Origin of the sequence: Paenibacillus glycanilyticus, assembly GCF_051200795.1 — a bacterium.
Classification (GTDB): domain Bacteria; phylum Bacillota; class Bacilli; order Paenibacillales; family Paenibacillaceae; genus Pristimantibacillus; species Pristimantibacillus glycanilyticus.
Genome location: NZ_CP195155.1, coordinates 5024885 through 5048843, shown reverse-complemented (window position 1 = coordinate 5048843; position 23959 = coordinate 5024885). Strand labels below are relative to the sequence as shown.

13 protein-coding genes are annotated in these 23959 nt (G+C 52.7%); 10 read left to right on the top strand and 3 right to left on the bottom strand.

Going from position 1 to position 23959, the window contains the following annotated elements:
- Positions 1-3 precede the first annotated feature (3 nt).
- Complete coding sequence (locus ACR9FF_RS22820; RefSeq protein ID WP_435165115.1) at positions 4-6084, bottom strand: S-layer homology domain-containing protein; 6081 nt, start codon at positions 6082-6084, stop codon at positions 4-6.
- A 450-nt stretch (positions 6085-6534) separates the two neighbouring features.
- On the opposite strand from ACR9FF_RS22820, the gene ACR9FF_RS22815 reads away from it, so the two are divergent.
- The 8 genes from ACR9FF_RS22815 (at position 6535) to ACR9FF_RS22780 (ending at position 18629) form a co-directional block, all read left to right on the top strand.
- Positions 6535-7170 carry a glycoside hydrolase family 11 protein gene (locus tag ACR9FF_RS22815; RefSeq protein WP_116394279.1) on the top strand — a complete coding sequence of 212 codons (636 nt, stop codon included), beginning with the start codon at positions 6535-6537 and terminating at the stop codon, positions 7168-7170.
- 118 nt (positions 7171-7288) lie between these two features.
- Positions 7289-8194: a formylglycine-generating enzyme family protein gene (locus ACR9FF_RS22810; protein ID WP_435165112.1), complete on the top strand. Its 906-nt coding sequence runs from the start codon at positions 7289-7291 to the stop codon at positions 8192-8194.
- Positions 8195-8327: 133 nt separating this feature from the next.
- On the top strand, positions 8328-8984 hold the full coding sequence (locus ACR9FF_RS22805; protein WP_435165109.1) for a M48 family metallopeptidase: 657 nt from the start codon (positions 8328-8330) through the stop codon (positions 8982-8984).
- Between the two features lie 193 nt (positions 8985-9177).
- Positions 9178-15060, top strand: coding sequence for a DUF3320 domain-containing protein (locus ACR9FF_RS22800; RefSeq protein WP_435165106.1), 5883 nt, complete (start codon positions 9178-9180; stop codon positions 15058-15060).
- Between the two features lie 136 nt (positions 15061-15196).
- Positions 15197-15967, top strand: a complete 771-nt coding sequence (locus ACR9FF_RS22795) for an NUDIX domain-containing protein (protein ID WP_435165103.1) — start codon at positions 15197-15199, stop codon at positions 15965-15967.
- Positions 15968-16049: 82 nt separating this feature from the next.
- Positions 16050-16727, top strand: coding sequence for a nicotinamide riboside transporter PnuC (gene pnuC, locus ACR9FF_RS22790; protein ID WP_435165100.1), 678 nt, complete (start codon positions 16050-16052; stop codon positions 16725-16727).
- A complete protein-coding gene (locus tag ACR9FF_RS22785; protein WP_435165096.1) occupies positions 16717-17742 on the top strand; it encodes an AAA family ATPase in 1026 nt (341 codons plus the stop codon). The genes pnuC and ACR9FF_RS22785 overlap by 11 nt, the downstream gene beginning before the upstream one ends.
- Entirely contained in the window at positions 17739-18629 is an 891-nt protein-coding gene (locus ACR9FF_RS22780) for an ADP-ribosylglycohydrolase family protein (RefSeq protein WP_435165093.1), read from the top strand. The genes ACR9FF_RS22785 and ACR9FF_RS22780 overlap by 4 nt, the downstream gene beginning before the upstream one ends.
- A 715-nt stretch (positions 18630-19344) precedes the next feature.
- Here ACR9FF_RS22780 and ACR9FF_RS22775 read toward each other — a convergent pair.
- Complete coding sequence (locus tag ACR9FF_RS22775; RefSeq protein ID WP_435165090.1) at positions 19345-19524, bottom strand: hypothetical protein; 180 nt, start codon at positions 19522-19524, stop codon at positions 19345-19347.
- Positions 19525-19554: 30 nt separating this feature from the next.
- A complete protein-coding gene (locus tag ACR9FF_RS22770; protein WP_435165087.1) occupies positions 19555-20280 on the bottom strand; it encodes a TylF/MycF family methyltransferase in 726 nt (241 codons plus the stop codon).
- 188 nt (positions 20281-20468) lie between these two features.
- On the opposite strand from ACR9FF_RS22770, the gene ACR9FF_RS22765 reads away from it, so the two are divergent.
- Positions 20469-22508: a glutaminase domain-containing protein gene (locus ACR9FF_RS22765; protein ID WP_435165084.1), complete on the top strand. Its 2040-nt coding sequence runs from the start codon at positions 20469-20471 to the stop codon at positions 22506-22508.
- Positions 22509-22670: 162 nt separating this feature from the next.
- A complete protein-coding gene (locus ACR9FF_RS22760; protein ID WP_127492898.1) occupies positions 22671-23804 on the top strand; it encodes a GntR family transcriptional regulator in 1134 nt (377 codons plus the stop codon).
- Positions 23805-23959 lie beyond the last annotated feature (155 nt).

Genomic DNA, 23959 nt, shown 5'->3' with positions numbered 1-23959 from the left:
TAACTATAAAAGACTAATCAAATTCCCCATAACCTGCGCTCCTTCAGCACGGGCCATAAGCGCTTGCGGAGTAAACAGATTATTGCCGCGACCTTTGATTAAGCCAAGCTCCTGCGCAAGGTTTGTTGCATCTTGTGCCCAAGCACTAATGCTGCTGCTATCGGCAAATGAAGTAGCATCCTTCTCAGCATCCCCCTGCTCACCCTTTATATACTCATAAGCCCGAACGGCCATGACGGCCATTTCCTCGCGAGTAATGACATCGTTAGGTGCAAACTGACTCGAGCTTCGACCCAGCACAATACCTGCCTTGCTAACCGCTCCGATGTACCCAGCGTACCAGGAATCGGTTTTCACATCGAGGAAGGTTGTTGATCCATCGACAGCTTCAAGGCCTAGAGCACGAGCAATCATAGCAGCAAATTCAGCGCGGGTGACATTGCCCTCCGGATTAAACAGGGTGTCACTGATTCCGGTGACAATGTGCTTGGCAGCCATTTGTTGAATGACATCATGTGCCCAGAAGGCTGGGCTGACGTCGGTGAACGACTTGTCGTACTCCATCACAGCATATCGCGAGAAATGCTTAACATAAGCCGTCATCTGACCATTCTCTAATGTTCCGCCAACATATTGCAAAGCTCCATCAGCTGCGATGTAGTATACGCCAAGCAAATCAGGATTCGCAACAGGATCAACGGTGAACGTAAGCTTCAATGGCTCATCAAAAGTTGAGACAGACACTGCAGTTCCATCTGCTCTGCTAACCGACAAGCTGAAGTCGTAGACAGGGCTTGCTGTAGTCAGCTTCACTGTGCCATTAACAACTTGGTTGTTAATTAGACTATTCACTTCACCGTTCGGCACCTCAACAGCAGAGAAGCTGATTTTCGCCTCAAAAGCTTGAGCACCTGTTACAGCTCCCATGATCCCGGTCAGATCATCCTTCGTAAACGATACGGTCATGCCATCCATAACAAGCTTCAGGGTATTGTCACCCACAAGCTGAACGACATTGTTTGGGAACTGAACCGTATTCTTGCCGTCCGCTACAGTGACAGTAATCGTACCGGAAACCGCATTTTGCAGATCTGCACTTGTCAGAACCTGGGTAGTTGCAGGAACTGTCGGTTCAGATGGGGTTGGGTTGGTTACGACTGGCGGCTGTACCCGTTCCGCCACAACAACGGTTCTAGTCACCTCATCTGCTGCATTACCAGAAGCATCAGATACTTTGTAGTGGAAGGTATACGTGCCAGCGACTGATGTATCCAGCGTTGTGCCGTCATTGACGTTGTTCGTAATCGTCGTTACGATCTGGCCGGTAATATCCCCGTCTTGGTCGTCAGATGCCGTAGCCCCAGCGTCGGTATAGCTAGCTCCATTAGCCAGATTAACTGTAGCGTCACCAAGTAAAGTGATTACCGGCTTCACCGTATCCGGATCCTCGCTAACAACAACGTTTCTAGTCACTTCATTCGCTGCATTGCCAGCAGCATCACTCACGTTATAGTGGAAGGTGTAAGTACCGGCCACGGAAGTATCCAGCGTAGTTCCGTCATTCACGTCGTTAGTAATCGTCGTAACGATGCTTCCAGTAAGATCACCGTCCCAATCATCCGACGCAGTAGCGCCCGCATCGGTATATTCGGCGCCGATTGGCAGGTTAACGACCGCATCTCCGTTCAAGGAGATAACCGGTTTTACGGTATCTTTTGCTGCAATAACTCCCTCAGAAGCCGCAGTATCTTTCGCAAGTCCCTTCGACAATTGAACGGTAAAGCTGAAGCTGCCGTTCGTATCTTCGGTTACAGTCTGGAAGGCATCGAGCGTAATGCTATCGACGGAAGCGCCGGTTGCGCTCAAGCCATCCAAGCCTTGGATCGCATCCGCGAGCCATGCTTTCACTTCATCCTCCGAGTTTGCTTTCACCTTTTTGACCGTATAATTACCCGCTTCAATAATGCTCTTCGCAATCTCGAGAGCCTGCACATCCGCAGGATCCGCAACCCGTTTCGCAACACCCAGATAGCTGATTAATGCCGCCTGGTTGCCGGTATACGTGTTGTTGATGGAATAAGTGACCGTGCTATCGATAGGCAGGGTAAAATCAAAGGTCACCGTTGCGCCGTCAGGTCCAGCGATAAGACCGGTCCTTACTGGCAATGTGACGACATTGTTGTCGGCATCCTTATAGCTCAGGGTAATATCCATCGTCCGGTTTGTGTTATTCCACCAGTCTCTATGGAAGGAAGTAATGGTATAGTCGCCCGCGGTTAACGGAAGGACGTATCCGAGCGGGTTGTTTCTCGTATCCGAGCCGTAGACGCCGGTCTGGCTTTTATCCGTTGCAACAACAGCACCCGTAAGAGCCTTATACTTATAGTTTGCATCGGTAGGTGTATGTCCCCAGACAGTATCGCCGGTAGAAGGCTGGTCGGCTTTATCGTTAAGCAGGGCGTCACCTACAAGAGATTTGATGGCATTATACGGTGGCGTTGTTGTGTTGTCCGATACCCCTGGATCAAGGAAATAGACCAGGTTGTCAGGTACAACTTCGACCTGCACGGTAATGGACAGATTGTTGCCGCCGACAATTTCCCCGGTCACTTGTACGCTGGAGTATGGTGTGCTGAAGCGCTCCGGCGTGTTGTTCAGCCAATGAACCGTTGCATCCGCATCCGTTGTTCCGTCCGCCAGCGTTACTTTTACGGTATCTGGAAGTCCCGTAACGGCTTGCCCAGATCGGGTTGCGATAATGGTTGGGTACCTACCCGTAACGGCCACCGGTTGTGTCCGCAGCTTGAGGGCACCGGAAGCATCCTTCAAATTGTTCAAGGAAAGGTCTACCTTATATTGCGTAGCCGCTTCATCGGCCAGAACCGCTTGCGCAGCCTCTAAGGCCGCCGTAAAAGCTCCCCATTCCGTAGGCATGTAATCCGCTTCCGCGTATCCGGTAACCTCGGTAATGAAGTCGGCGAGAGCCACTTTGGACACCGTTCCGTACACCTCTCCCAAAATATCGATCGCATCGATGGAAAAGCTGCCGTCCTTCACGGAGACCTTCAGCGTATGAGGGCCGTAGCTTAAGCCTTCATAGGAATACGAGTCCGTCCGATTGACCGTAGCGGCAGGAATCGCAGCGTTTGTTCCTACAAGCTTATCGTCTACCGCAACATCTATGGTTGCCGCTCCGGTATCGCCTACGAGACGGAAGCCGGTACCCGTAAACGGCAGTTCAAAAGAAGTCGGATCCGTTGCATCGGCGGTTACGACAGCTTTCTCAATGGAAAGGTAATTGCCGCTGCCGGATGCTGCGGCGGTTTTGACGATTTTGACATTATGCACGCCTGGCGCAAGACCGCTGATTTGGTAGATAAGCTGGCTGCTGCTGTTGTTGGCGTAGGCTTTGCTTGTAACGACTCTTTTCGAAACGTCATGATTATAGCCCGTTCCAAAATCGTCCAAGTACACGTCCACCCGGACAACCGCGTTGGTGCCTTGCCCTTGGCCGTATACGGAGATGCCGGTTCCGTTAAAGGTGAGGGAGGCATAGCTGCCCGTCTCGCCGGCCCATGCATTGGTGCTGTTCGAGCTCCAGGCTGCGGTATTGCCTTCGTTCTTTACCATGTACCAACGGTTCAACGTATCTTCGGTCTTAGAGGTGCTGCTGAACATAATGCTTGTTCCGCTGGTGGAGATCGTCCGGTTTAGCCGATCGGCACCGCCGGACAAGCTATGCGACCACGGGAAGCTGCCTTCATGGTAAGTAACGCGGGAATCCAGATCATCGACCCGCTCCGCTACGTAAGGCACATAACCGTTAACCGCTTCAACCTTCAGGTTGTCAAAAACGGATTGCTGCAGACTCGTTTGAATGATCACCTGACCGGAGAGCGGAGCCCCGCTGGCCGTATCGTTGTATGTGGTTACAACCTCGCCGTCAAGGGACGCGGTGATGAACTGGCTGGCTCCTTTAATGGAGATACGATGCCATTTGGAAGCATCAAAACTTGTTAAAGTGCCGCTTGCAACCGTAGCGGTCAAGCGGATTAGGCGCCAAGTGCCATCCGCATAAATCCGGAATTTATAACCGGACTCCGAATCGGAGGTAGTGCCGTTCAGCTTATGGCGCATGCCGATCGCGACATAGTTGTCGCCGGAATGCGTAGCGTCCTGGTCCATCTTGAAGTCGATGGAAGTCTCATAGTTCGCCCAACGTTCATCGCCAAGCACCGTATACGAGAATGGCGTCGTTGCCCAAGTCCCCGGTTTGTTGCCGGAGTAGATCATCTGCTTCATGCCGTTAGAACCGTCCTGACCAATGCCCGGATACACCTCGAAGGCACCGCCTTGGTCGGCCGTATAACGAGGCGTGCCGCCGCGGCGCTCGATATAGCTGAGTCCTTTGCTGTCTGCCGGATAATCCGTATATTCAAAATCATCCTCGTACAGGACGGCCGGATTGCTTCCGTCAACGTCCAGCACGGATTGCTCCGGAATATCGTTATTGCGCGTGTATGGCGTGCGCGGATTGCCCGTATTCGGGTTCACCGTCGTGCTTGTCACGCTGACCATGGAATGCGGTTTGACCGTAAGGGTATACGAATAGACGTCTCCATTATCGGTCGAAGCAAGGTTAGCAAGCTGCTTGTACCAGTTGGCATCATAAGCCTGCCCGGCGTCGGCACCGCGTGTTTCCCAGACCTGGAGCGGGTTGCCGGCGTTTGCGATATTTTTCTTCACGTCGAATTGGTATTCGGCCACCCGGTCGCTGTCATTAACCATGACGACGGAGAAGTCCTTCTTATCCGGGCTGACAAAAGCAAGCCGATTATATTCCGCTCCGGCCGCATTGCCCTCCATCTCGCTGTTGCCGCGGCTGCCGATTACGCCAAGACTTGCGTTCGGAATATACATCCAGTCATTGGCGGCGAATTGCGTAAATTGCATCACGGTCTGGATACCCACGTCCGGGACGTAGTAGCCGGACCATGGATCTCTTGCGCCGATCAGCTCTTTGCTGCTGTAAGGAGCGCCGCTGTAGAAAGCGCCAATCGCGGGCTGGAACATGTAATGCGTCCGCTTGCCTTGCGTGTACATGCCGATGAAGCGGCCGGCCACGTCCAGCGCGCTGGCGACACCGCCGAATTTTTCATCGGAATTGGCACGGTACTTGGCGAACGTCTGAGGAGCAACGCCTTCGCTGTACCAGACCTCCTTCTGGTTCTGCTCGTTGACTTTCAGGTAGTCGGCGCTGGTCGCCATGTTATAGTGATAGGCCATCACATCCACGGCATTCATCAGATCCGGGTCCGCGAGCATGCGGGTCGGAATGTTGAGGGAAGTATTTTCGTCGGAAGCGATAATCTTGATCTTGTTGTAGTTAGGGAATTCCGCGTCGCCGCGCATGCGGTTTGCGAACCACTTGATGAAGTTCACGTTAGGAGTGCCGGTCTCGTTGCGGTCCGGGTTAATGTAATCGAGGTCGTAGCCGTAGGTGTTATGAATGGCGATCGCGGTATCTTTGTACCACTTGTACATTCTTTCGTAAGCTGCTATTGTAGCGGGTTGGGAAGGATCGGTATTGCCATCGCTCCAGGGCTGTACCCAGCCTGGTTGCGTCCAGCGGAGGATGCTGACTTTGATGTCGGGATTAATTGTTTTGGCATCGGCTGCAAATAGGTAACCGGCTCCGCGGCGGACATTGGCTTCTTCGTCGGCTGACCGCTTGGTGGCGGGCTCGGTACCGGAGGAGGTATTGGAGTCGTTGCCCATCTCGATTTTAATATCGTTGATGCCAGCTCCGGTGTTCGGATTGAATAACAGATTCATCATTTCCCAGTACTGGTCGGGATGCTCTTCCTTATAATCCAGCAGCAGGCGGGAGGTATTATTGGCGGACACAAGACCGTAGCCTTTAAACGTATTGGCAGGGTTCGTATCGGCGGCGTCGCCGTCGATGGTAACCACGGTTGGCGCAAATTCGGCGGCAGCAGCCGGGGCAGGGGAGATCAGTGGAATAGCGAGAACAAGCGCTAGAACAAATGAAAGGCTTTTTTGAAGCGGATTGCTTATCTTCATTACCTGCTCACTCCTTTGTGGACGATGGTCATGCTGCAAGTGTCTCGTCTAAGATGTGATGGTGAATGCGTATGCCAAGCAATGGCTCGCAGATGTTCCCCCTTCCGTATTCAATTACGCCGCTTTATTATAGAAAAGTTTGGAAGCGTATTCATCCAATTAATTTTACATGTAATGGAACTATCTTTACCTCTTGCGAAGGTGGCCCAAAAATAAAAAATACTTACATACAAGTTAAATTCAAGGGGGATAACCCTTTAATTTGATCCTTATTATGAAAGCGTTTTCCTTTTATAATCTTGTTCAGAAGGAGGTGGCCGCCAAGCTTAGCAGAGAGGGTCAGACACAATAACAATCTACTTCATAGAGAATCAGCGCGCAGAGATGATTCACGTTAAGTCGTAGGTACAATGTTGTGACAAGCCATATCAAAATCCCAGGAGGTAGATTATGTTTAAGTTGAAAAAGAAGGTTATGACAGCAGTACTGGCAGCATCCATGAGTATCGGTTTATTCGCGGCAACGGCAAATGCGGCAACAGACTACTGGCAGAACTGGACGGATGGCGGCGGAACGGTGAACGCGGTTAACGGTTCCGGCGGCAACTATAGCGTGAATTGGTCGAATACCGGCAATTTCGTGGTAGGTAAAGGCTGGACTACCGGCTCGGCATCCCGGGTAATCAACTATAACGCGGGCGTATGGGCGCCAAGCGGCAATGGCTATCTGACTCTTTATGGCTGGACTAGAAACTCCCTGATCGAATATTACGTGGTAGACAGCTGGGGTACATACCGGCCTACCGGTACTTATAAAGGGACGGTGAGCAGCGACGGCGGCACTTACGATATCTACACGGCTCAACGCGTCAACGCGCCATCCATTGATGGAACGGCTACCTTCACGCAATACTGGAGCGTCCGTCAATCGAAGAGAGCAACCGGCAGCAACGTCGCCATTACCTTCGCCAACCACGTTAACGCTTGGAAGAGCAAAGGCATGAACCTGGGCAGCAGCTGGTCCTACCAAGTCCTCGCGACGGAAGGCTATCAAAGCAGCGGCAGCTCGAACGTAACGGTGTGGTAATCTAATAAGTTACTAAGAGAGCCTGCTTGCTTTTTACCATAGGAAAAAAAGAGCCAAGGCCGGCCGGTCTCCCTGACGGCGGCCTTCTCTATTTCGAATGCTCAAAGGAGAATAACCGATGAGAAAGCTTTTAACCTGCTCTCTATTAGCGGCACTAGTTATGGTCAGCGCTTGCTCGGAGGAGTCGCAGCCGGACAAGAACGCGCAGAAAAAGCCTTCTCAAGACGCAGCCGTTCAGCCTGCCAAGTCGGAGGACAAGAAGGATGACGGCTTTGTACTGGTGAAAGGCGGAGCTTTTGCCAATACGAAATCCAGCTACCATGGGAAAGACATCAAGCTTCCGGACTTCTATATCGGCAAATACGAGGTCACGCAGGAAGAGTGGGTTAACGTGATGGGAAGCAACCCCTCCCAGTTCAGCGGCGCCAAGCTGCCGGTTGAGATGGTCAGCTGGTACGACGTGATTGAATATTGCAATGCGAGAAGCGCGAAGGAAGGGCTTAAGCCTTATTACAGCATAGACAAGAATACGAAGGACATGAATAACAAGAGCGAGCATGATCAACTCAAATGGACGGTTACGATCAACGAAGGGGCCAACGGCTACCGGCTGCCGACAGAGGCGGAATGGGAATATGCCGCAAGCGGCGGACAGCAGAGCAAGAGCTTTACCTACAGCGGAAGCAATAATGTGAACGAAGTCGCCTGGTATTGGAGAAACGCCGGGGACAAGTATCTTGAGGGAGACTGGACCTGGCCTGCGATAGAGAACAATCACGATACGACCAAAACGATTGGCATCAAGAAGCCTAACGAATTAGGCTTATACGATATGACGGGGAATGTACGGGAATGGTGCTGGGACTGGTACGTGGGGCAGGATGTACCGCAAGGTGCTATGCGAGTCGTCAAGGGCGGCGGCTGGATTGGAGATATCGGCAGCGCCGAATCAGCCTTCCGGGGCAAGTTCGAGCCTAACGGCTTTGGGCCGGATCAGGGCTTTCGATTGGTTCGCGGGGAGTAGACGGTGGCCACGCACACAAGTATTATTGTAAAAAGCACACCCTATCGGGAGCGAAGTTCGGGAAGAACAAGCGGCTGATAGGGTGTCTTTGTGTTATTGTATACCTATACAATAACTAGGAACGATGGTGACTATGAAAGTTCAGTTAGACAATTACACAATAGATGTGAACGTCCTCTATGGCGTCAGGAAGAAGCTGTATCTCCAGATGGATTCGATGGGGCATATTACGGTGAAGGCCCCTAACGATACAAGCGATGAAGTGATTCAGCAGGCCGTGAAGCAGCATGAAAAAGAAATCGTAAGCAGGCTGCAGGCCATTGCGAAAGCGCAGGCCACAGCGCCTAAGACCAGGGAGTATGAGGACGAAGGAAGATTCCTTCACCTAGGTAAATACTATTCTCTCCATGAATTGATCGAGACGGAAGGCTTAACGGAGGAGGAGCTGAGGCTGAATCTCCGGAAGTTTTATTTTGCCAGCTGCAAGAAGGTTGTAGCGGAGCGGATTAAGCCCTATCAGGAGAGGCTGAAAGTAAAGCCCAAGTCGATTGATATTGTCGAATCGGCGACCAAATGGGGCAGCTGCAGCTCCAGCAAAAAGCTGACCTTCAACTATCGCCTCGCGATGGCACCGGTTGAAGTCATCGATTATGTCATTATCCATGAGCTCTGCCATCTTACGCATATGAACCATGATCGTTCCTTCTGGCGCCTGGTCGGAAGCATCATGCCCGATTACAAGGACAAGGAAGCGTATCTGGCCCGTTACGGGCAGGCGATGACGCTGTAGTTGCCAGTTTTTATCTATAGACATGAATGTCGGGATGTAACAGTATAATAGTGGAGCGATCTGTTTAAAAAAGAGAGAGAGGAATCTCTCTCTTTTTTCATGTCGAATTTAGGAGAAATCCTAATTCTTTAGTGCTATAGTAAACCTATTGACATCCAATGATAGAAACGGAAAGCAAGGAGGTTTGAAGCCTTTGGAAAACAAACGTATATCCTGCGACTGGTCGTATAGCGAGATTGTTAATTATGGCATTCAGCAAAATCACGTACCGGTCGTAAGAAGTATAGAGCTACATAATCATACGGAAGAAGATCTTTCTAACTTTACGGTCCGGATTTCAGCCGAGCCGGATTTTGCTTACGAGTGGAGCAAAAGCTACAGCCTGCTGCCTGCCGGCCAATCGCTTAATCTCGGAACGGTTAACCTGCAGATGTCGGCGTCTTTTCTGGCGAATCTGTCCGAACGGTTGACCGGGACGCTTACCTTGCAGGTGCTTCAAGGAGACTCGGAAGTCTACCGCGAGCGCGGGACGATAGCCGTATTAGCCTTCGATGAATGGAGCGGGCTTGCCGTGCTGCCGGAGCTGACGGCGGCTTTTGTCATGCCGAATCATCATCATATTGCGCAGGTTGTCCGGGAGGCAGCGGATATTTTGGCCAAATGGACCGGAAGCTCCTCGTTCACCGCTTACCAGAGCAAGGACCCGAACAAGGTGCGCACGCAAGCGGCTGCCATTTACGCAGCTTTGCAGAACCGGAAAATCGCGTATAACGTGGCACCGCCAAGCTTTGAAGTCATTGGGCAGCGCGTTCGCTTGCCGGAGACGATCTTTACGCACCGCATGGGCAATTGTCTGGACCTGTCTCTTCTCTACACGGCTTGTCTGGAGGCAGTTGGGCTGCATCCGCTGCTCGTCTTTACCAAGGGACATGCGTTCTCCGGCTTATGGCTGGAGGAGGAGACCTTTGCGGAAAGCGTGCAGGATGATATTTCCGTCCTTACGAAGCGGATCGCTTCGGGCATGAACCAGATCTGCGTGGTGGAAGCGACGGCTTTCGTGGAAGGCGAGACGGCAAGCTTTGATCAAGCGGTTGGATTAGCGGAAAAACATCTCCAGGATCCCGACCAGTTCGACTGCGTGCTGGATATTCGAAGAGCCCGGTCTGCGGCGGTACGCCCGCTGCCGATTCGTACGGCTACGCCGGAAGGCTGGATTGTGGAGCCTCAAGCGGTAACACCCGGCGAGACGGATGCCGCTGCGCCTGGGCTGGTTGATGTTTTCGAAAAACCGCTCGAAGTGGAAGCTTTGTCGCAATCCCCTCGCCAGAAGTTATGGGAACGCAGGCTGCTGGATCTGACGCTCCGTAATTCGCTTCTTAACTTCCGTTTGTCTAAGTCGAGTATTCCGGTCATTACGGCTCAGTTAGGTGACTTGGAGGACGCGCTGGCAGACGGCGAGGAATTCCAACTGCTTGCCAAGCCTAACGACTGGCAGAACAACGGCCGGAATGCGGATTTGTACCAGAGCATTAATAACGATCACCCGCTCGCTCAGCTTCTGAGAGAGGAGTTCAACCGGAAGCGTCTGCGCGTCGATCTGGATGCGGTGGAGCTGGAGAGAAGAATGGTGCATTTGTATCGCTCGGCCAGAGTCTCCCTTGAGGAAAATGGGGCCAATACGCTGTATCTGGCGCTGGGCCTTCTGAAATGGTATGAGACTTCGGTCAGCGAGCTGCCTCGTTATGCGCCAATCGCTTTGATCCCGGTTGATATTATCCGGAAGTCCTCGCGGCAAGGTTATGTCATCCGGGCAAGAGACGAAGAGCCGCAGATGAACATTACGCTGCTGGAAATGCTGAAGCAGGATTACGGCATCGGCATTGACGGGTTGGACCCTCTGCCTCGCGACGAGAAGGGCATTGCCCTGAAGCAGGTATTCCATGTGTTCCGCCATGCGCTTATTCAGGTGCCAAGGTGGGATGTGGAGGAAACCGCCTACCTGGGCTTGTTCTCCTTTGGCCAATTCGTCATGTGGAATGATATCCGCACGCATGCCGATAAGCTTGCCCGGAACAAAATCGTGGCCAGCCTGATGGAGGGCCAGTTGAAATGGGAAGAGCAGCCGGAGGAGACAACTCCGCTTGATCTCGATCATCCAACCCGGTTATCGATTCCGATCAGCGCGGATTCCTCGCAGTTATCGGCGGTGCGTGCAGCGGCAGGCGGTCAAAGCTTTGTCCTTCATGGTCCTCCGGGAACGGGCAAATCGCAGACCATTACGAACATGATTGCTAATGCGCTGGCGCAAGGGAAGCGGGTCTTGTTCGTCGCGGAGAAAATGGCGGCCTTATCCGTCGTGCAGCGCCGTTTGGAGCAGATTGGGCTTGGTCCGTTTTGCCTGGAGCTGCATTCGAATAAGAGCACGAAAAAATCCGTCTTGGACCAATTAGCTGCTGCTATTGAAGCGAAAAAGATTCCTGCGCCCGATTCCTGGAGCAGCCAAGCGGACCGTCTGTTCCAGCTCAGGAACGAGCTGAACGGTTATGTATCGGCTCTTCACCGTAAATATCCTTTCGGCATGACCTTGTTCGAAGCAATAGCCGGGTACGAACAAGCGGGAGAGGCTCCTGCCGTTGTCCGTTTTGATGATTCGTCTATAGATGCCTTAACGCCTGAAAAGCTGATCCTCTGGAAGGATCTAGCGGCACGTCTGCAAATCGCGGGAGCGGATTGCGGGGATCCGCATCTTCATCCTTTGAGCGACGCCGAGCTTACCACCTATTCGCAAGCGATCAAATCGGAAGCGGATCAGGTGCTGAAGCGGTATATTCCACTGCTGGACCAGCTGCGTGAAGCCGTAAGCCAGGCTGTGGAACGTCTGAAGCTGAATGGGGCTGCGGATAATCTCAGCTACCAGCGTCTTCAGGTGCTGGTGTTGCTCTGCGAGCTGGCGAGCCGGGTTCCCGAGATCAAGCCTGCCTTCCTTCAAACTGCCGATGTCGAAGAGGCTGCAGCGCAGGTGAGGGCAACGGCCGAGCAAGGCAAGCGTAGAGATCAGCTCCGGACGAAGGTTTTCGCCAGATTCACCTCCGAAGTCACCACGCTGGACGCAAAATCGGTTTTAGCCGAATGGGATCGGACGGAGCTGCAATGGTTCCTGCCGAAGTGGTCGGGGCAAAAGCGTATTTTTAAACGACTAAAAGGTCTGGCAGCTAACGCCTCTTCCTTCTCTAAAGATCAGGTTAAGCCCGCTCTCGTGGAACTAACCGTCTGGCAGGAAGAAGAGTTGAAGCTGAAGACGATGAAAACAGCTGCAGCGCCTTATCTTGGTCAGGCATGGGCGGATGCGGAGGACGGCCAATGGGAGGAGCTTGCTGCTGCCTGCGATTGGGTAGAAAAGCTGCAAGCAACGCTTGTTCAATGGTCTGGCAGCCGGACTGCTGCCCAATCTTTGAGACAGCAAATGACGGATGTCCTTCTGGATGGCCGTCATGATCAGGCCCAGATTATCCTTCTGCAAGGAGTTGGAAGTCTTGATCAACGGATCAAGGCGGATGAGATGGAACTAGCCAGACTGCTGAGCATTTCTTTCGAGAAGCTGCGGGCATCGGAGACCGCAGGGGAGTGGCTGGTATATATCTCAGACAAAGCGAACCAATGGTCCGCTCATATCGAGCGGCTGCGCGAATGGACGACTTGGCGCAGAGTCCGTACGGAAGCGGTAGAAGCAGGCTTGTTGTCTCTTATTACGCCGTATGAGGAAGGCCAGGTCTCTAATGCCCAGCTGATTGCCGCCTATGAGAGAGGGCTGTACAAATCCATTGCCAACTACATGATTGCAAGGGATCAAAGCCTGCAGGCCTTCTCGGGCAAATTATTCGAGGATACGATTGAGCGGTTCAGAGCCGCGGACCAGCAGTATTTGAGCTTAACCCAGCAGGAGATTGCGGCACGTTTATCGGCCAAAATCCCGCAAATGACGGTGGAAGCCGCGCAAAGCTCCGAGGCGGGTATTTTGCAGAGAGCCATTCGCAGCGGGGGACGGAATCTCTCCATTCGCAAGCTGTTCGAGACGATCCCGAATCTTCTTCCAAGGCTGACGCCTTGCATGCTGATGAGCCCCATTTCGGTCGCGCAGTATTTGGATCCGAATGGTGCGAAGTTTGATTTGGTTATATTTGACGAAGCGTCCCAGGTACCGACGGCGCAGGCGGTTGGAGCGCTCGCGAGAGGGCATCAAGCCGTTATCGTAGGCGATCCGAAGCAGCTGCCGCCAACAAGCTTCTTCTCGAAGAACTCAAGCGAGGCGGATGAGGAAGAAGCGCTGCAGGATATGGAAAGCATCTTGGACGACTGCTTGGCGCTTGGCATGCCGGAGCGGCATCTCACCTGGCATTACCGAAGCCGGCATGAGAGCCTGATTGCCTTCAGCAATGCGCATTATTACGAGAACAAGCTGATGACCTTCCCGTCTCCGGATGAGCCGGTCTCCAGTGTGACCCTCATACCGATCGAAGGCTATTATGACCGCGGACGTTCGAAGCAGAACCGGGCGGAGGGTGAAGCGGTTGTGGCGGAAATGATTCGCAGAGTGAAGGATCCGGTCTTGCGCCAGCGCAGTATTGGGGTGGTAACGTTTAGCTCCGTGCAGCAGACCCTGATCGAGGATCTGCTCGAGGAAGCGATGAAGTTGGATCAGGAGCTGGATCTGTTATTTGCGAAGCTTCCGGAGCCCATCTTTGTGAAAAACCTGGAGAACGTGCAGGGCGATGAGCGGGATGTGATCCTGTTCTCCGTTGGGTACGGACCAGATGCAGCCGGCAAAGTGAATCTGAACTTTGGACCGCTGAACCGGCAGGGCGGCTGGCGCCGTCTGAACGTCGCCGTATCCCGTGCCAGATATGAGATGCTGGTCTACTCGACGTTAATGTCGCATCATTTGAACGCGAGCAGGATCAGCGCGCAAGGCGTTCTGGGCCTCAAAGCTTTCCTGGATTATGCGGAAAAAGGCCAGCGCGCGCTGCCGGCAAGCTCAACTGCCGAGCAAATTGCGCTGGTGTCCAATCTGCACCGCAGTCTAGCCGAAGAGCTGAAGGCTCTTGGTTATGAAACGGAGCAGCATGTAGGCGCGTCGGGCTACCGGATTGATCTCGGGGTACTTGATCCGGTGAATAAAGGGCAATATGTGCTTGGGATATTGCTTGACGGACCGATGTACCGGGATGCGGAGGCTGCCCGCGACCGGGATATTTTACGCGAGCAGGTGCTGGAGCAGCTTGGCTGGAACCTAGTTCGCGTATGGAGTCCGGAATGGTGGGAGAACAAGGGGAATGTAATCCGGCAGGTGGTCGGAGCTATTGAGCAAGCCAAGGAAAAAACGACTGTGGCAGTGCCAGTTGCTCCTCCTGAACCGGTTGTAACGATTCATTCGGCGACCGCTTCTTCTACTGCTGCGGATGCGTATGCTGAGGAAGCTTCGGAAGAACCCGCAGCGGTTGAAGCGCCGGGTAAGCAGGATTCATCGCTTTCGTATATCCCTTGCCAGCTTGAACCGGTTACACTTGGAACAGACCTCTTCTATTCTCCCGCATCGACGGAGCTGATCCTTGGACAGATCAGGCAGGTCATCCGCGAGGAAGGGCCAATCAGCCGCAGTCTGCTGGCAAAGCGGGTGCTGCAGGCATGGGGAATTACCCGTCTAGGAGCTAAGCTTGATCAGCGTCTCACCGACCTGATTGTACGGCTGAAGCCTGTGGAGACGATCTCCGATGGAGTTGTGTTCTACTGGCCGGAAGGCAGCGAACCGTCTGGTTACGACCGGTACAGGGTTGCAACCGAAGAAGCAAGACGGGCGGCGGAAGAGCTGCCTGCGGAGGAGGTTGCGGCAGCGGTGAAGGCTGTCCTTGCTGCGCAAATCAGCCTGCCGCAAGAGGATCTGATCAAGCAGGTCGTTAAATTGCTCAGCTACGCAAGATCAGGCAATGCGCTTGACCGGGTGATTCGAAATGGCATTCAGAAAGCCATTGAGCTGGATTACGTGCAAGCCGATGAGCAGGAACGGATTGTTTTGAAATAAGGGAAAAGGGAATGACCGCCTACTTCGCGTATGGCGGTCATTTCTTTTTTTCCAGAAAGTGCTTGCACATTCCTTTTCATTATGTCATATTGATATTATCAAAGTGATAATATGATTTACGGAGGAGGCCAGTACCTTGAACCTGAACGAAAACGAAACGAATTATTCCGCCGGCAACTACCGGACTCCCGATGGTGCGCCTACGGATATTGTTATTTTTACGATTACCTCGCAGGAGAAGGAGTCGGCAAAGAAAGCTCTTCCGAACAGGGAGCTTCAGGTGCTGCTGATTCGGCGGAAAGTATGGCCTTTTGCAGGTCAATGGGCTTTGCCTGGCGGGTTTACCCGCGAGACTGAGACGGTGGAGGAATGCGCGATTCGGGAGCTGAAGGAGGAAGCCGGTGTCGAGCGGGTGCACATGGAGTTTCTGAAGGTGTACAGCAAGCCGGGACGCGACCCGCGGGGCTGGATGATCAGTCATGCCTTCTGCGCGCTGGTGAATGAGCGATACCTACGAGACAGGCGGGCATCGGACGATGCGGAGGACGTGCAGCTTTTTCCGCTAAGCGAAGCGCTCGAGCTGGAGCTGGCTTTTGACCATCATGACATTATCCGTGACGCTTACCGGCGCATTCAGCAGCAGGTGGTGACCGAGCCAATTGCCAAGGAGTTTTTACCGGAGGAATTTACGATCGGGGAGCTATATCAGATCATTCAGACGGTTGTGCCGGCATTTGAAGAGAAGAATTTTATCCGCAAAGTGACCTCCACGCAAAGCCGCAAGGGTCTAATTGAAGAAGTCCGCCATGCGGACGGAAGCTTGAAGCAATCCAATCAGTATTCACAGCGTGCGGCGCAGCTGTACCGTTTTACCGGCTTTGTGCCGGAGCTTTCGATTTATAGTTAATGAGTGCTTACGAAGTATGAATCATAACAAGCGGTCCGAAATTGGCCATTTAGGTGACAATACATTTTAGGAGGAGATTAGCATGATGAAGCAAAATCTATCGATGCTGGGACTGCTTGCGGCGATTCTGGCGGTCGCTTATTTTACATCGTCGAGCGCTATCGAGATTGCGGCTACAACAACCGGGCTGGCGGCCGTATGGCTGACCGCGAAGGAGAAGATGTGGAACTGGCCGATCAGCTTGGTCAACGTAGCCTGCTTTTTCTATATGTTCCTGAACGTTAAGCTGTATGCGGATATGATGCTGCAGGTATTCTTTTTCGTGCTTAGTATTTACGGCTGGGCCGTATGGATGACCAAGCGCGAAGGGGCGGCCGTTCGGCCAACAAGAACCTGGACCCCGCGAATGGCTGCGCTGCTACTAGCGTTCCTGGTTGTGTTCACGGTGGCGTGGGGTTACATTCTTGAACGTTATACCGATGCCTCTATTCCTTATCTGGATGCTTTTATCGCTACCCTAAGCCTGGTCGCCCAGTTCCTGCTCTCGTACAAAATCCTGCAAAGCTGGTATTTCTGGATCGTCGTGGACGTTCTTTCGATTGGGATGTATTACTACAAGGAGCTGTACGCGACTTCGTTCTTATATGTTATTTTTCTCTGCATTGCGATTATGGGGCTTGTGGAGTGGAAGCGGGAATATGCGCGGAGAGCCTCAGCTATGCAGGCGCGGCAGGATGAGGTGAACACGTATGCCGGCTAAAAAAGTAGGACTGACGCTGGGCAAATTTGCTCCGTTTCACCGCGGACACCAGCATGTGGTGGAGACGGCGCTGCGCGAAGTCGACCATCTGATTGTCGTTATTTACGACAGCCCCGAGGTGACCCCTGTGCCGTTATCGATGCGGGCTCGCTGGATTCGCAAGCTGTATCCAACCGTGGAAGTGCTGGAAGCGTGGGACGGTCCTTCGGACAGCGGGGATACGCCCGAGATCAAGCGTATACAGGAGAATTATATCTTAGGGCTGCTAGGCGACAGGAAGGTTACGTATTTCTATTCCAGCGAATTCTACGGCGAGCATATGAGCGAAGCGCTTGGGGCGGTTAATCGTCAGGTCGACCCGCTGCGGGAGACGTTTCCCGTATCCGGGACCAAAGTGCGAGAGGGTTTGTTCGAAAATAAAAGCTTGGTGAATCCGATCGTTTACCGGGATCTTATTACGAACGCCGTATTCCTCGGAGCCCCTTCTACCGGCAAAACAACGCTTGCCGCCCGTTTGGCCGAAGAGCTGCAGACGGTTTGGATGCCGGAGTATGGCCGGGAATATTGGGAGGAGCATCAGATCGAGCGCCGCTTGACGCTGGAGCAGCTGGTCGAGATTGCGGTGGGCCATCTGGAACGTGAGGAGCGATTGCTGCTTGAAGCAAAGGATGTGCTGCTTGTCGATACGAATGCGATTACGACTTATATGTTTTCGCTCTATTATCATGGCGAAGCTCATCCCAAGCTGGAGGAACTGGCGGTCCGCTGCGCTTCGCGTTATGATCTTGTCTTCCTTTGCGAGGATGATATTCCGTATGACGATACGCCGGACCGCTCGGGTGAGGTGAACCGGTCTATTTTTCAGAAGCAGATTGTGGCGGATCTGATTGAGCGTAAAATTCCTTTTATTCCGCTTCGCGGCAGCCTGGAGGAGAGGGTGCAGCAGGTAAAAGCCGTTCTCGGGCGATACGAGAAATACAGAAATCCATATGAATGGACGGGGGTGTTACGATGATGAGAAACCGAATTCTGGGCGGTTTGTTTGGGGTTGCGGTTGGCGATGCTTTGGGCGGAACAACGGAGTTTATGAGCGAAGCGGAAATCCGGCGCAGGCACGGCTGGCTGGAGGAGATTGTTGGCGGAGGCGTCTGGCGGCTTGAAGCCGGAGAGATTACGGATGATACGGCGATGACGATTGCGGTAGCAAAAGGGATTTTGCGCAATCCGCAGGATCCGATTGAGGCGATCGGGGAGTATTTTATGGAGTGGAAGGCTACCCATCCGAAGGATATCGGCAATATTATCCGGACGGTGTTTGGTCTTTATGCCGGAAGCTGGCCGGAGGCGGCGAGGAAGGCAGGTATGTTGCTCGGCGGAAAAACGGCGGGGAACGGAACGTTGATGCGTTGTTTGCCTGTTGCTCTTGCTTATGGGGATGCGGCATTGATGGAAGAAGTAACGAGACGTCAGTCGGAGATGACGCATGAGGATCCGCTGGCGGCGGAAGCTTGTCTTATCTACAACCGGATAGCCGCTCGACTGCTGGAAGGGGAACAGCTGACTACGGCAATCCGCGCCGAAATAACCGGAACCCGTTATGAACGGCTGCTGAACGGCGTCGCGCCGGCATCTCCGCCGGATGGTTTTGTTGTTCACACGATGGAATGGGTTGTCCATCATCTGCTTGCGGCAGGGAGCTTCGGGGATGTAGTGCAGCGTGCGGCGAATAAAGGCGGCGACTCCGATACGATTGGCGCCATCGCAGGCGGACTGGCCGGTATCTACTGGGGATATGACGGGATCCCGTCCAAGTATACGGATAAAATCCTGCTGAGACACGAGCTCATAGAGCTGGGAGACTCACTTCTTGCATTGCGAGAAAGTGAAGGCTATAGGCGATAGAAACGACATGATAAAGGGGCTACCTGAAGTCATCTTAGATGACCTCGGGAGCCTCTTTTCATTTGAACAGGTCAGCTATTTGCAGCAGGTAGTAAGGGGGGACTCTCACCAGATTGGATTTCGTCCAGTAAAGTTACTCTTTTTTGTTTGCTGCTTCTACCTACGTTGGATTCATTCCACTAAATTTATGCTTTTGAGGTTAATTAGGTGGATATGGAGCCCAATTTGCTGTACGAAATCCAACGTAGGCACACGAACCCGGGTAGAATAGACTTTTACGCTGGAGTGAATCCAACGTAGGCCGCGTTGCTTCGCGGTCGAACGAGTGTTGATGGAAGGCTTAACGATGTGTCACATCGTCAAGCCTTCGGCTCGCGCCCGACTTCAGCCTCTTAACGATATGCCATATCGTTAAGAAATCCCGCTGGGCGTGAAAAAGGGCGAAACTGGCCGATTTCGCCGAGCTTAACGATGTGCGACATCGTTAAGCCGCCGTCAACAGCCCGATTCCGGCAGTTTAACGATATGCCATATCGTTAAGGAGTCCCACTGAGCTTGGAAAAGGGCGAAACTGGCCGATTTCGCCGACCTTAACGATGTGCGACATCGTTAAGCCAACGGCTCGACCCCCAATCCAGCCTCTTAACGATATGCCATATCGTTAAGGAGTCCCGCTGAGCATAAAAAAGGGCGAAACTGGCCAATTTCGCCGACCCTAACGATGTGCGACATCGTCAAGCCATCGGCTCGACCCCCAATCCAGCTCCTTAACGATACGCCGTATCGTTAAGGAATCCCGCTGTGCGGGAAGCTGGGGCAGTCCAGCCAGATCCGGCCAGTTGGCTGCCAGATCCGGCCGATCCGGCGGCCAACTGGCAGGAGCAAAAAGGAGCAACCACCGGTTGCTCCTTTTTGCTCCTCAAGCTTACTTCGACTTTTTCCAATACACGCCGGTAATATCGATAGTCACGAGCGGGTCCGTGATGTTATGGGCAGCGCGGAAATCATGCACGGCTGCGGCGCAATAGCCGATGGAGTAGTCGTCAATGATGACGTAGCCGCCGACGGATACTTTCGGATAGAGGTTGTTCAGCGCGTCCATGGTGGAGGAGTACATGTCGCCGTCGAGGCGGGCAATGGCGATTTTCTCCGTAGGCGCCGTAGGCAGCGTGTCCTTGAACCAGCCTTTCAGGAAGACAACGCTGTCGTCCAGCAAGTCATATTTTTTGAAATTACTCTGTACCTCCGGCAAGGAAACGCGCAAAAAGTCCTGCTCGTGGAATTTGGAGGTTGCGTCGATCGGATATTGCGGGTCCGGCTTTGGCAGCCCTTCGAAGGAATCGGCCACAAGCACCTTGCGGTTCCGTACGCCATGCGCTTTCAAATAGCCCGCCATAAAGATGCATGCTCCGCCGCGCCATACCCCGGTTTCAATAAAGTCTCCCTGAACGTTGTTGGCGATGACGTCATTCATCAGCATATGGAGGTTGTTCATCCGGATCCGGCCGATCATGCTATGCGCAATAATGGGCCAATCGAGGCCTTGAAGGCGGTTCTCCTTCGTGGCGCCGGGCTCATGCTCCAGCCAGATTTCAAATAGAATCGTTTTCTTCAATAATTCCAAATACATCTCAGCTGCTAGATTGGGCATAATCACAGTCCTTTTCATTCTTAGTGTTAAGGTATGAATATGAACCAAGCTTGGAATTGGATTGTGTGTAAGACTACTAGGGAGAAAAACCTGTACATCGCCCGTTTTTGATCATTGACATAAAATTTAATATAGCATTATAATATATCCATTATAACAAATGTTAATATGATAAAGGAGTTGTTTTCATGAGCGCAATTCGTCCTCCTGCAGTCCCTCTCGTAACGGTAGATCCTTATTTCAGTGTATGGTCCCAAGCGGACCGTCTTACGGATGACTTTACCCGCCATTGGACGGGACAACGGCATGCCATGACCGGCTTGATCCGAATTGACGGTATGGTCGAGCGATTTGCAGGGCTGGTAGAGCCTAACGCCGAGCGATATTACACGGAACCGCAGGCGATGGAGCAAAAGAGCGTAACCGTATCTCCGCTCAGCACCGTTTACACGTTCCAATCGGCAGGAATCGAATTGACGGTCCGCTTTACGTCTCCGCTGCTTCTGAATGACCTGGATGTGCTGTCGAGACCGGCTTCCTACGTAGCGTTCGAAGTACGCTCGACCGACGGCGGGGAGCATGACGTACAGATCTACTTCGACGTTACCGGCGAATGGTGCGTGGATCAATCCAAGCAAGCCGTTATCAGCAAGAAAGAGGAAACGGACGGCCTGATCTCGCTGCAGATCGCTCATGAGACGCAAGAGCCCGTGAACCGTTCCGGCGACGACCACCGCATTGACTGGGGTTACTTCTACCTGAACGCGGAGAAATCCGATCAATTGAGCGGCTACATAGCGCCTGCGCATATCCGCAAAAACTTTGTTCGCAACGAGAAATTGGCCGAATCTCCGGCACAGACGGAAGCGCAGATTGTTGCGGACGTTCAGCCGGTAATGGCGCTTGTCTACAACATTGGCAGCGTAGGCTCCGTAACGGAAAAACGCCTGGCCGTGCTCGCTTACGACGATGTGATCGCGATTGAATATTTCGGCGAGAAGCTGCAGGCTTACTGGAAACGAAACGGACAAAGCACGGAGGAAATGATCGCGGCCGCATTCTCGGAATACGAGAGCCTGCTCGAGCGCTGCGCTGCTTTCGATAAACAAATCATTGCCGAAGGCGAACAATCCGGCGGAAGCCGTTATGCGGATCTTCTCGCGTTATCCTACCGCCAGGCTATCGCTGCGCATAAGCTTGTCCTCGATACGGAAGGCGAGATTCTGTTCCTATCCAAGGAATGCTACAGCAACGGCTGTATGGCTACGGTTGACGTCAGCTATCCATCCGTACCGATGTTCCTGCTGTACGCACCGGAGCTGGTGGAAGGGATGATTCGTCCGATTCTGAAGTATGCGGAGAGCGATGCCTGGACCTTCGAATTCGCGCCGCATGATATCGGCCAATACCCGATCGGCAACGGCCAGGTATACAGCGAGAACCAGCGCGAGGGACAAATGCCGGTTGAGGAATGCGGCAACATGCTTTGCATGGCGGCATCCGTCGCTCTTGCCGGCGGCAACCGCGACTACCTGTTCAGCCATATCGATATTTTTGGCGAGTGGGCGGACTACTTGACCGAGTTCGGCCTTGATCCGGAAAACCAGCTGTGCACGGATGACTTTGCCGGCCACCTTGCGCGCAACGCGAACCTGTCCGTGAAGGCGGTTATGGGCGTAGCGAGCTATTCGATCCTGAAGAAGCTGCAAGGCGATGAAGAAACGGCAGGCCGTTACATGGCCAAGGCGAAGGAAATGGCCGTGCAATGGGAGCAGCTTGCGGCGGATGGCGACCATACGAAGCTGGCTTTTGGCTCGGAAGGCACGTGGAGCCTCAAGTACAACCTGATCTGGGATGTGCTGTTCGGCACCGAGCTGTTCTCCAAAGAGATGATTAACAAGGAGATCAGCTGGTATAAAAAAATGAGCAACGATTACGGCACGCCGCTCGACAACCGTGCCAACTATACGAAGAACGACTGGCTTGTCTGGTCGGCCGCGCTGTCGGATAACCAGGACGACTTCGAGGAGCTGGTCAGTCCGATCTGGGATATGCTGAACGAGACGGAAGACCGCGTACAGTTCTCCGACTGGACGGATACGGTTACCGCGCGTCAAATCGGCTTCCAGCACCGGACGGTCGTTGGCGGCATCTTCATGAAGGTGCTGAAGGACAAAGGCGTTATGAAGGCATTCGAAGCGGTTTCTTCCGTCAACGGAGGAAAGTAAATTTAAGATCCTGTGACGGACAGGGGCGCATGCGAAGTGCGCCCTTGTTTTTGCTCTACTGAAGAAAATAGACAATTGTTTAAATAACTATTTTGTTAATAAACCCGAATATGGTATATTTGTTATAACCTATGAATTGCGGTCCGGATAGGAGGATTACGCGTGAGTCAAGATAGAGAGCCTCTGTATATTAAAATACAGAATCATTTCAAAGATCTGATCATCTCCAGGGAGCTCGTAGAGGACGATAAAATCCCGACGGAAAAAGATCTGATGGACGAATTCGACGTTAGTCGGATTACGGTTGTGAATGCACTTGCTGAACTAGCGAAAGATGGTTGGATCTACAGGATTCCGGGAAGAGGCAGCTTCGTCAAAGGCATCCCGGAAAAGCAGATGGCAGTCAGCCCGATCAGCGAAACGCGCGGAGAGCAGTCGGAACCTAAAGTGAAAATCGGTCTCGTGTTCCCAGTGCTTGCCGATTATTTTGCCATTCGCTTAATAGCGGGGATAACGGACGGCCTTAAGGCCAAAGGTTATTCGCTTGTTATTATGCTGACCAACAACTCCAAGGAGAAAGAGAAGGAAGTTATCCGGGAGATGAAGAACACCGTTGACGGGCTTATTATTTTCCCTGTCGACGCCGAGGTGTATAACGAAGAGATTATCGCGCTCAAAATGCAGAACTACCCGTTTGTCCTGATTGACCGGTATCTGCCGGGCGTGGAGACAAACGTTGTCGCATCGGACAGCGCGTTCGCGACGATGCTGGCGGTTGACCATCTGTGGGAGCTGGGACACCGCAATATCGCGATTTGCTCCGATTCTCCGCTTATGACGGTATCGGTAGACGAACGGATCCAAGGCTATCAGGAAGCCATGAAACAAAAGGAAGCGTTGATTAACCCGTCGCTCATTCTGAATGATATCCATATTAACGGCGGCGGCATGAGTGCCGAGCATCCATTCTACCGCTTCGTGAAAAATCAGATGGCGACCGCTTATATCGCGCTTAACTGCTCGCTTGGCGTTCAGATCTTATCGATTGCCAAGGAGGTTGGCCTTCGCGTTCCGGAGGATATCTCCATCGTGACGTTTGATAACCCGACGCCGCTGCTCGAGGAGTTCAGTCTGCTGACGCATATCGACCAGTCGGAATATCAAATGGGAGCCGAAGCGGTGCAGCTGCTGCTTCAAGTCATCGAGAATAAAGGCAAGCAGCCGATTAAGTTCGAGAAGAAAATCTTGAAGCCAACCCTGATTGAACGCAAAACAACGGCAAAAGCGAAAGCATAAGCCGTCATACAGGCAAAACATACGAGAAAACCTAATTCCCTTGCATCATAAGGGGTTGGGTTTTCTTTTTTTTTATTTGACTAATTTGATATAACAAATATAATTAATTGCATAAGGGTTTTATAGCATTTGAGAAAGTCTAAAACAAGCAAGGA

Bases quoted from the DNA above. Each gene is read 5' to 3' on its own strand.
- ACR9FF_RS22820 (WP_435165115.1), bottom strand. From the start codon at position 6,084: ATGAAGATAAGCAATCCGCTTCAAAAAAGCCTTTCATTTGTTCTAGCG.
- ACR9FF_RS22815 (WP_116394279.1), top strand. From the start codon at position 6,535: ATGTTTAAGTTGAAAAAGAAGGTTATGACAGCAGTACTGGCAGCATCC.
- ACR9FF_RS22810 (WP_435165112.1), top strand. From the start codon at position 7,289: ATGAGAAAGCTTTTAACCTGCTCTCTATTAGCGGCACTAGTTATGGTC.
- ACR9FF_RS22805 (WP_435165109.1), top strand. From the start codon at position 8,328: ATGAAAGTTCAGTTAGACAATTACACAATAGATGTGAACGTCCTCTAT.
- pnuC (WP_435165100.1), top strand. From the start codon at position 16,050: ATGATGAAGCAAAATCTATCGATGCTGGGACTGCTTGCGGCGATTCTG.
- ACR9FF_RS22785 (WP_435165096.1), top strand. From the start codon at position 16,717: ATGCCGGCTAAAAAAGTAGGACTGACGCTGGGCAAATTTGCTCCGTTT.
- ACR9FF_RS22780 (WP_435165093.1), top strand. From the start codon at position 17,739: ATGATGAGAAACCGAATTCTGGGCGGTTTGTTTGGGGTTGCGGTTGGC.
- ACR9FF_RS22770 (WP_435165087.1), bottom strand. From the start codon at position 20,280: ATGCCCAATCTAGCAGCTGAGATGTATTTGGAATTATTGAAGAAAACG.
- ACR9FF_RS22765 (WP_435165084.1), top strand. From the start codon at position 20,469: ATGAGCGCAATTCGTCCTCCTGCAGTCCCTCTCGTAACGGTAGATCCT.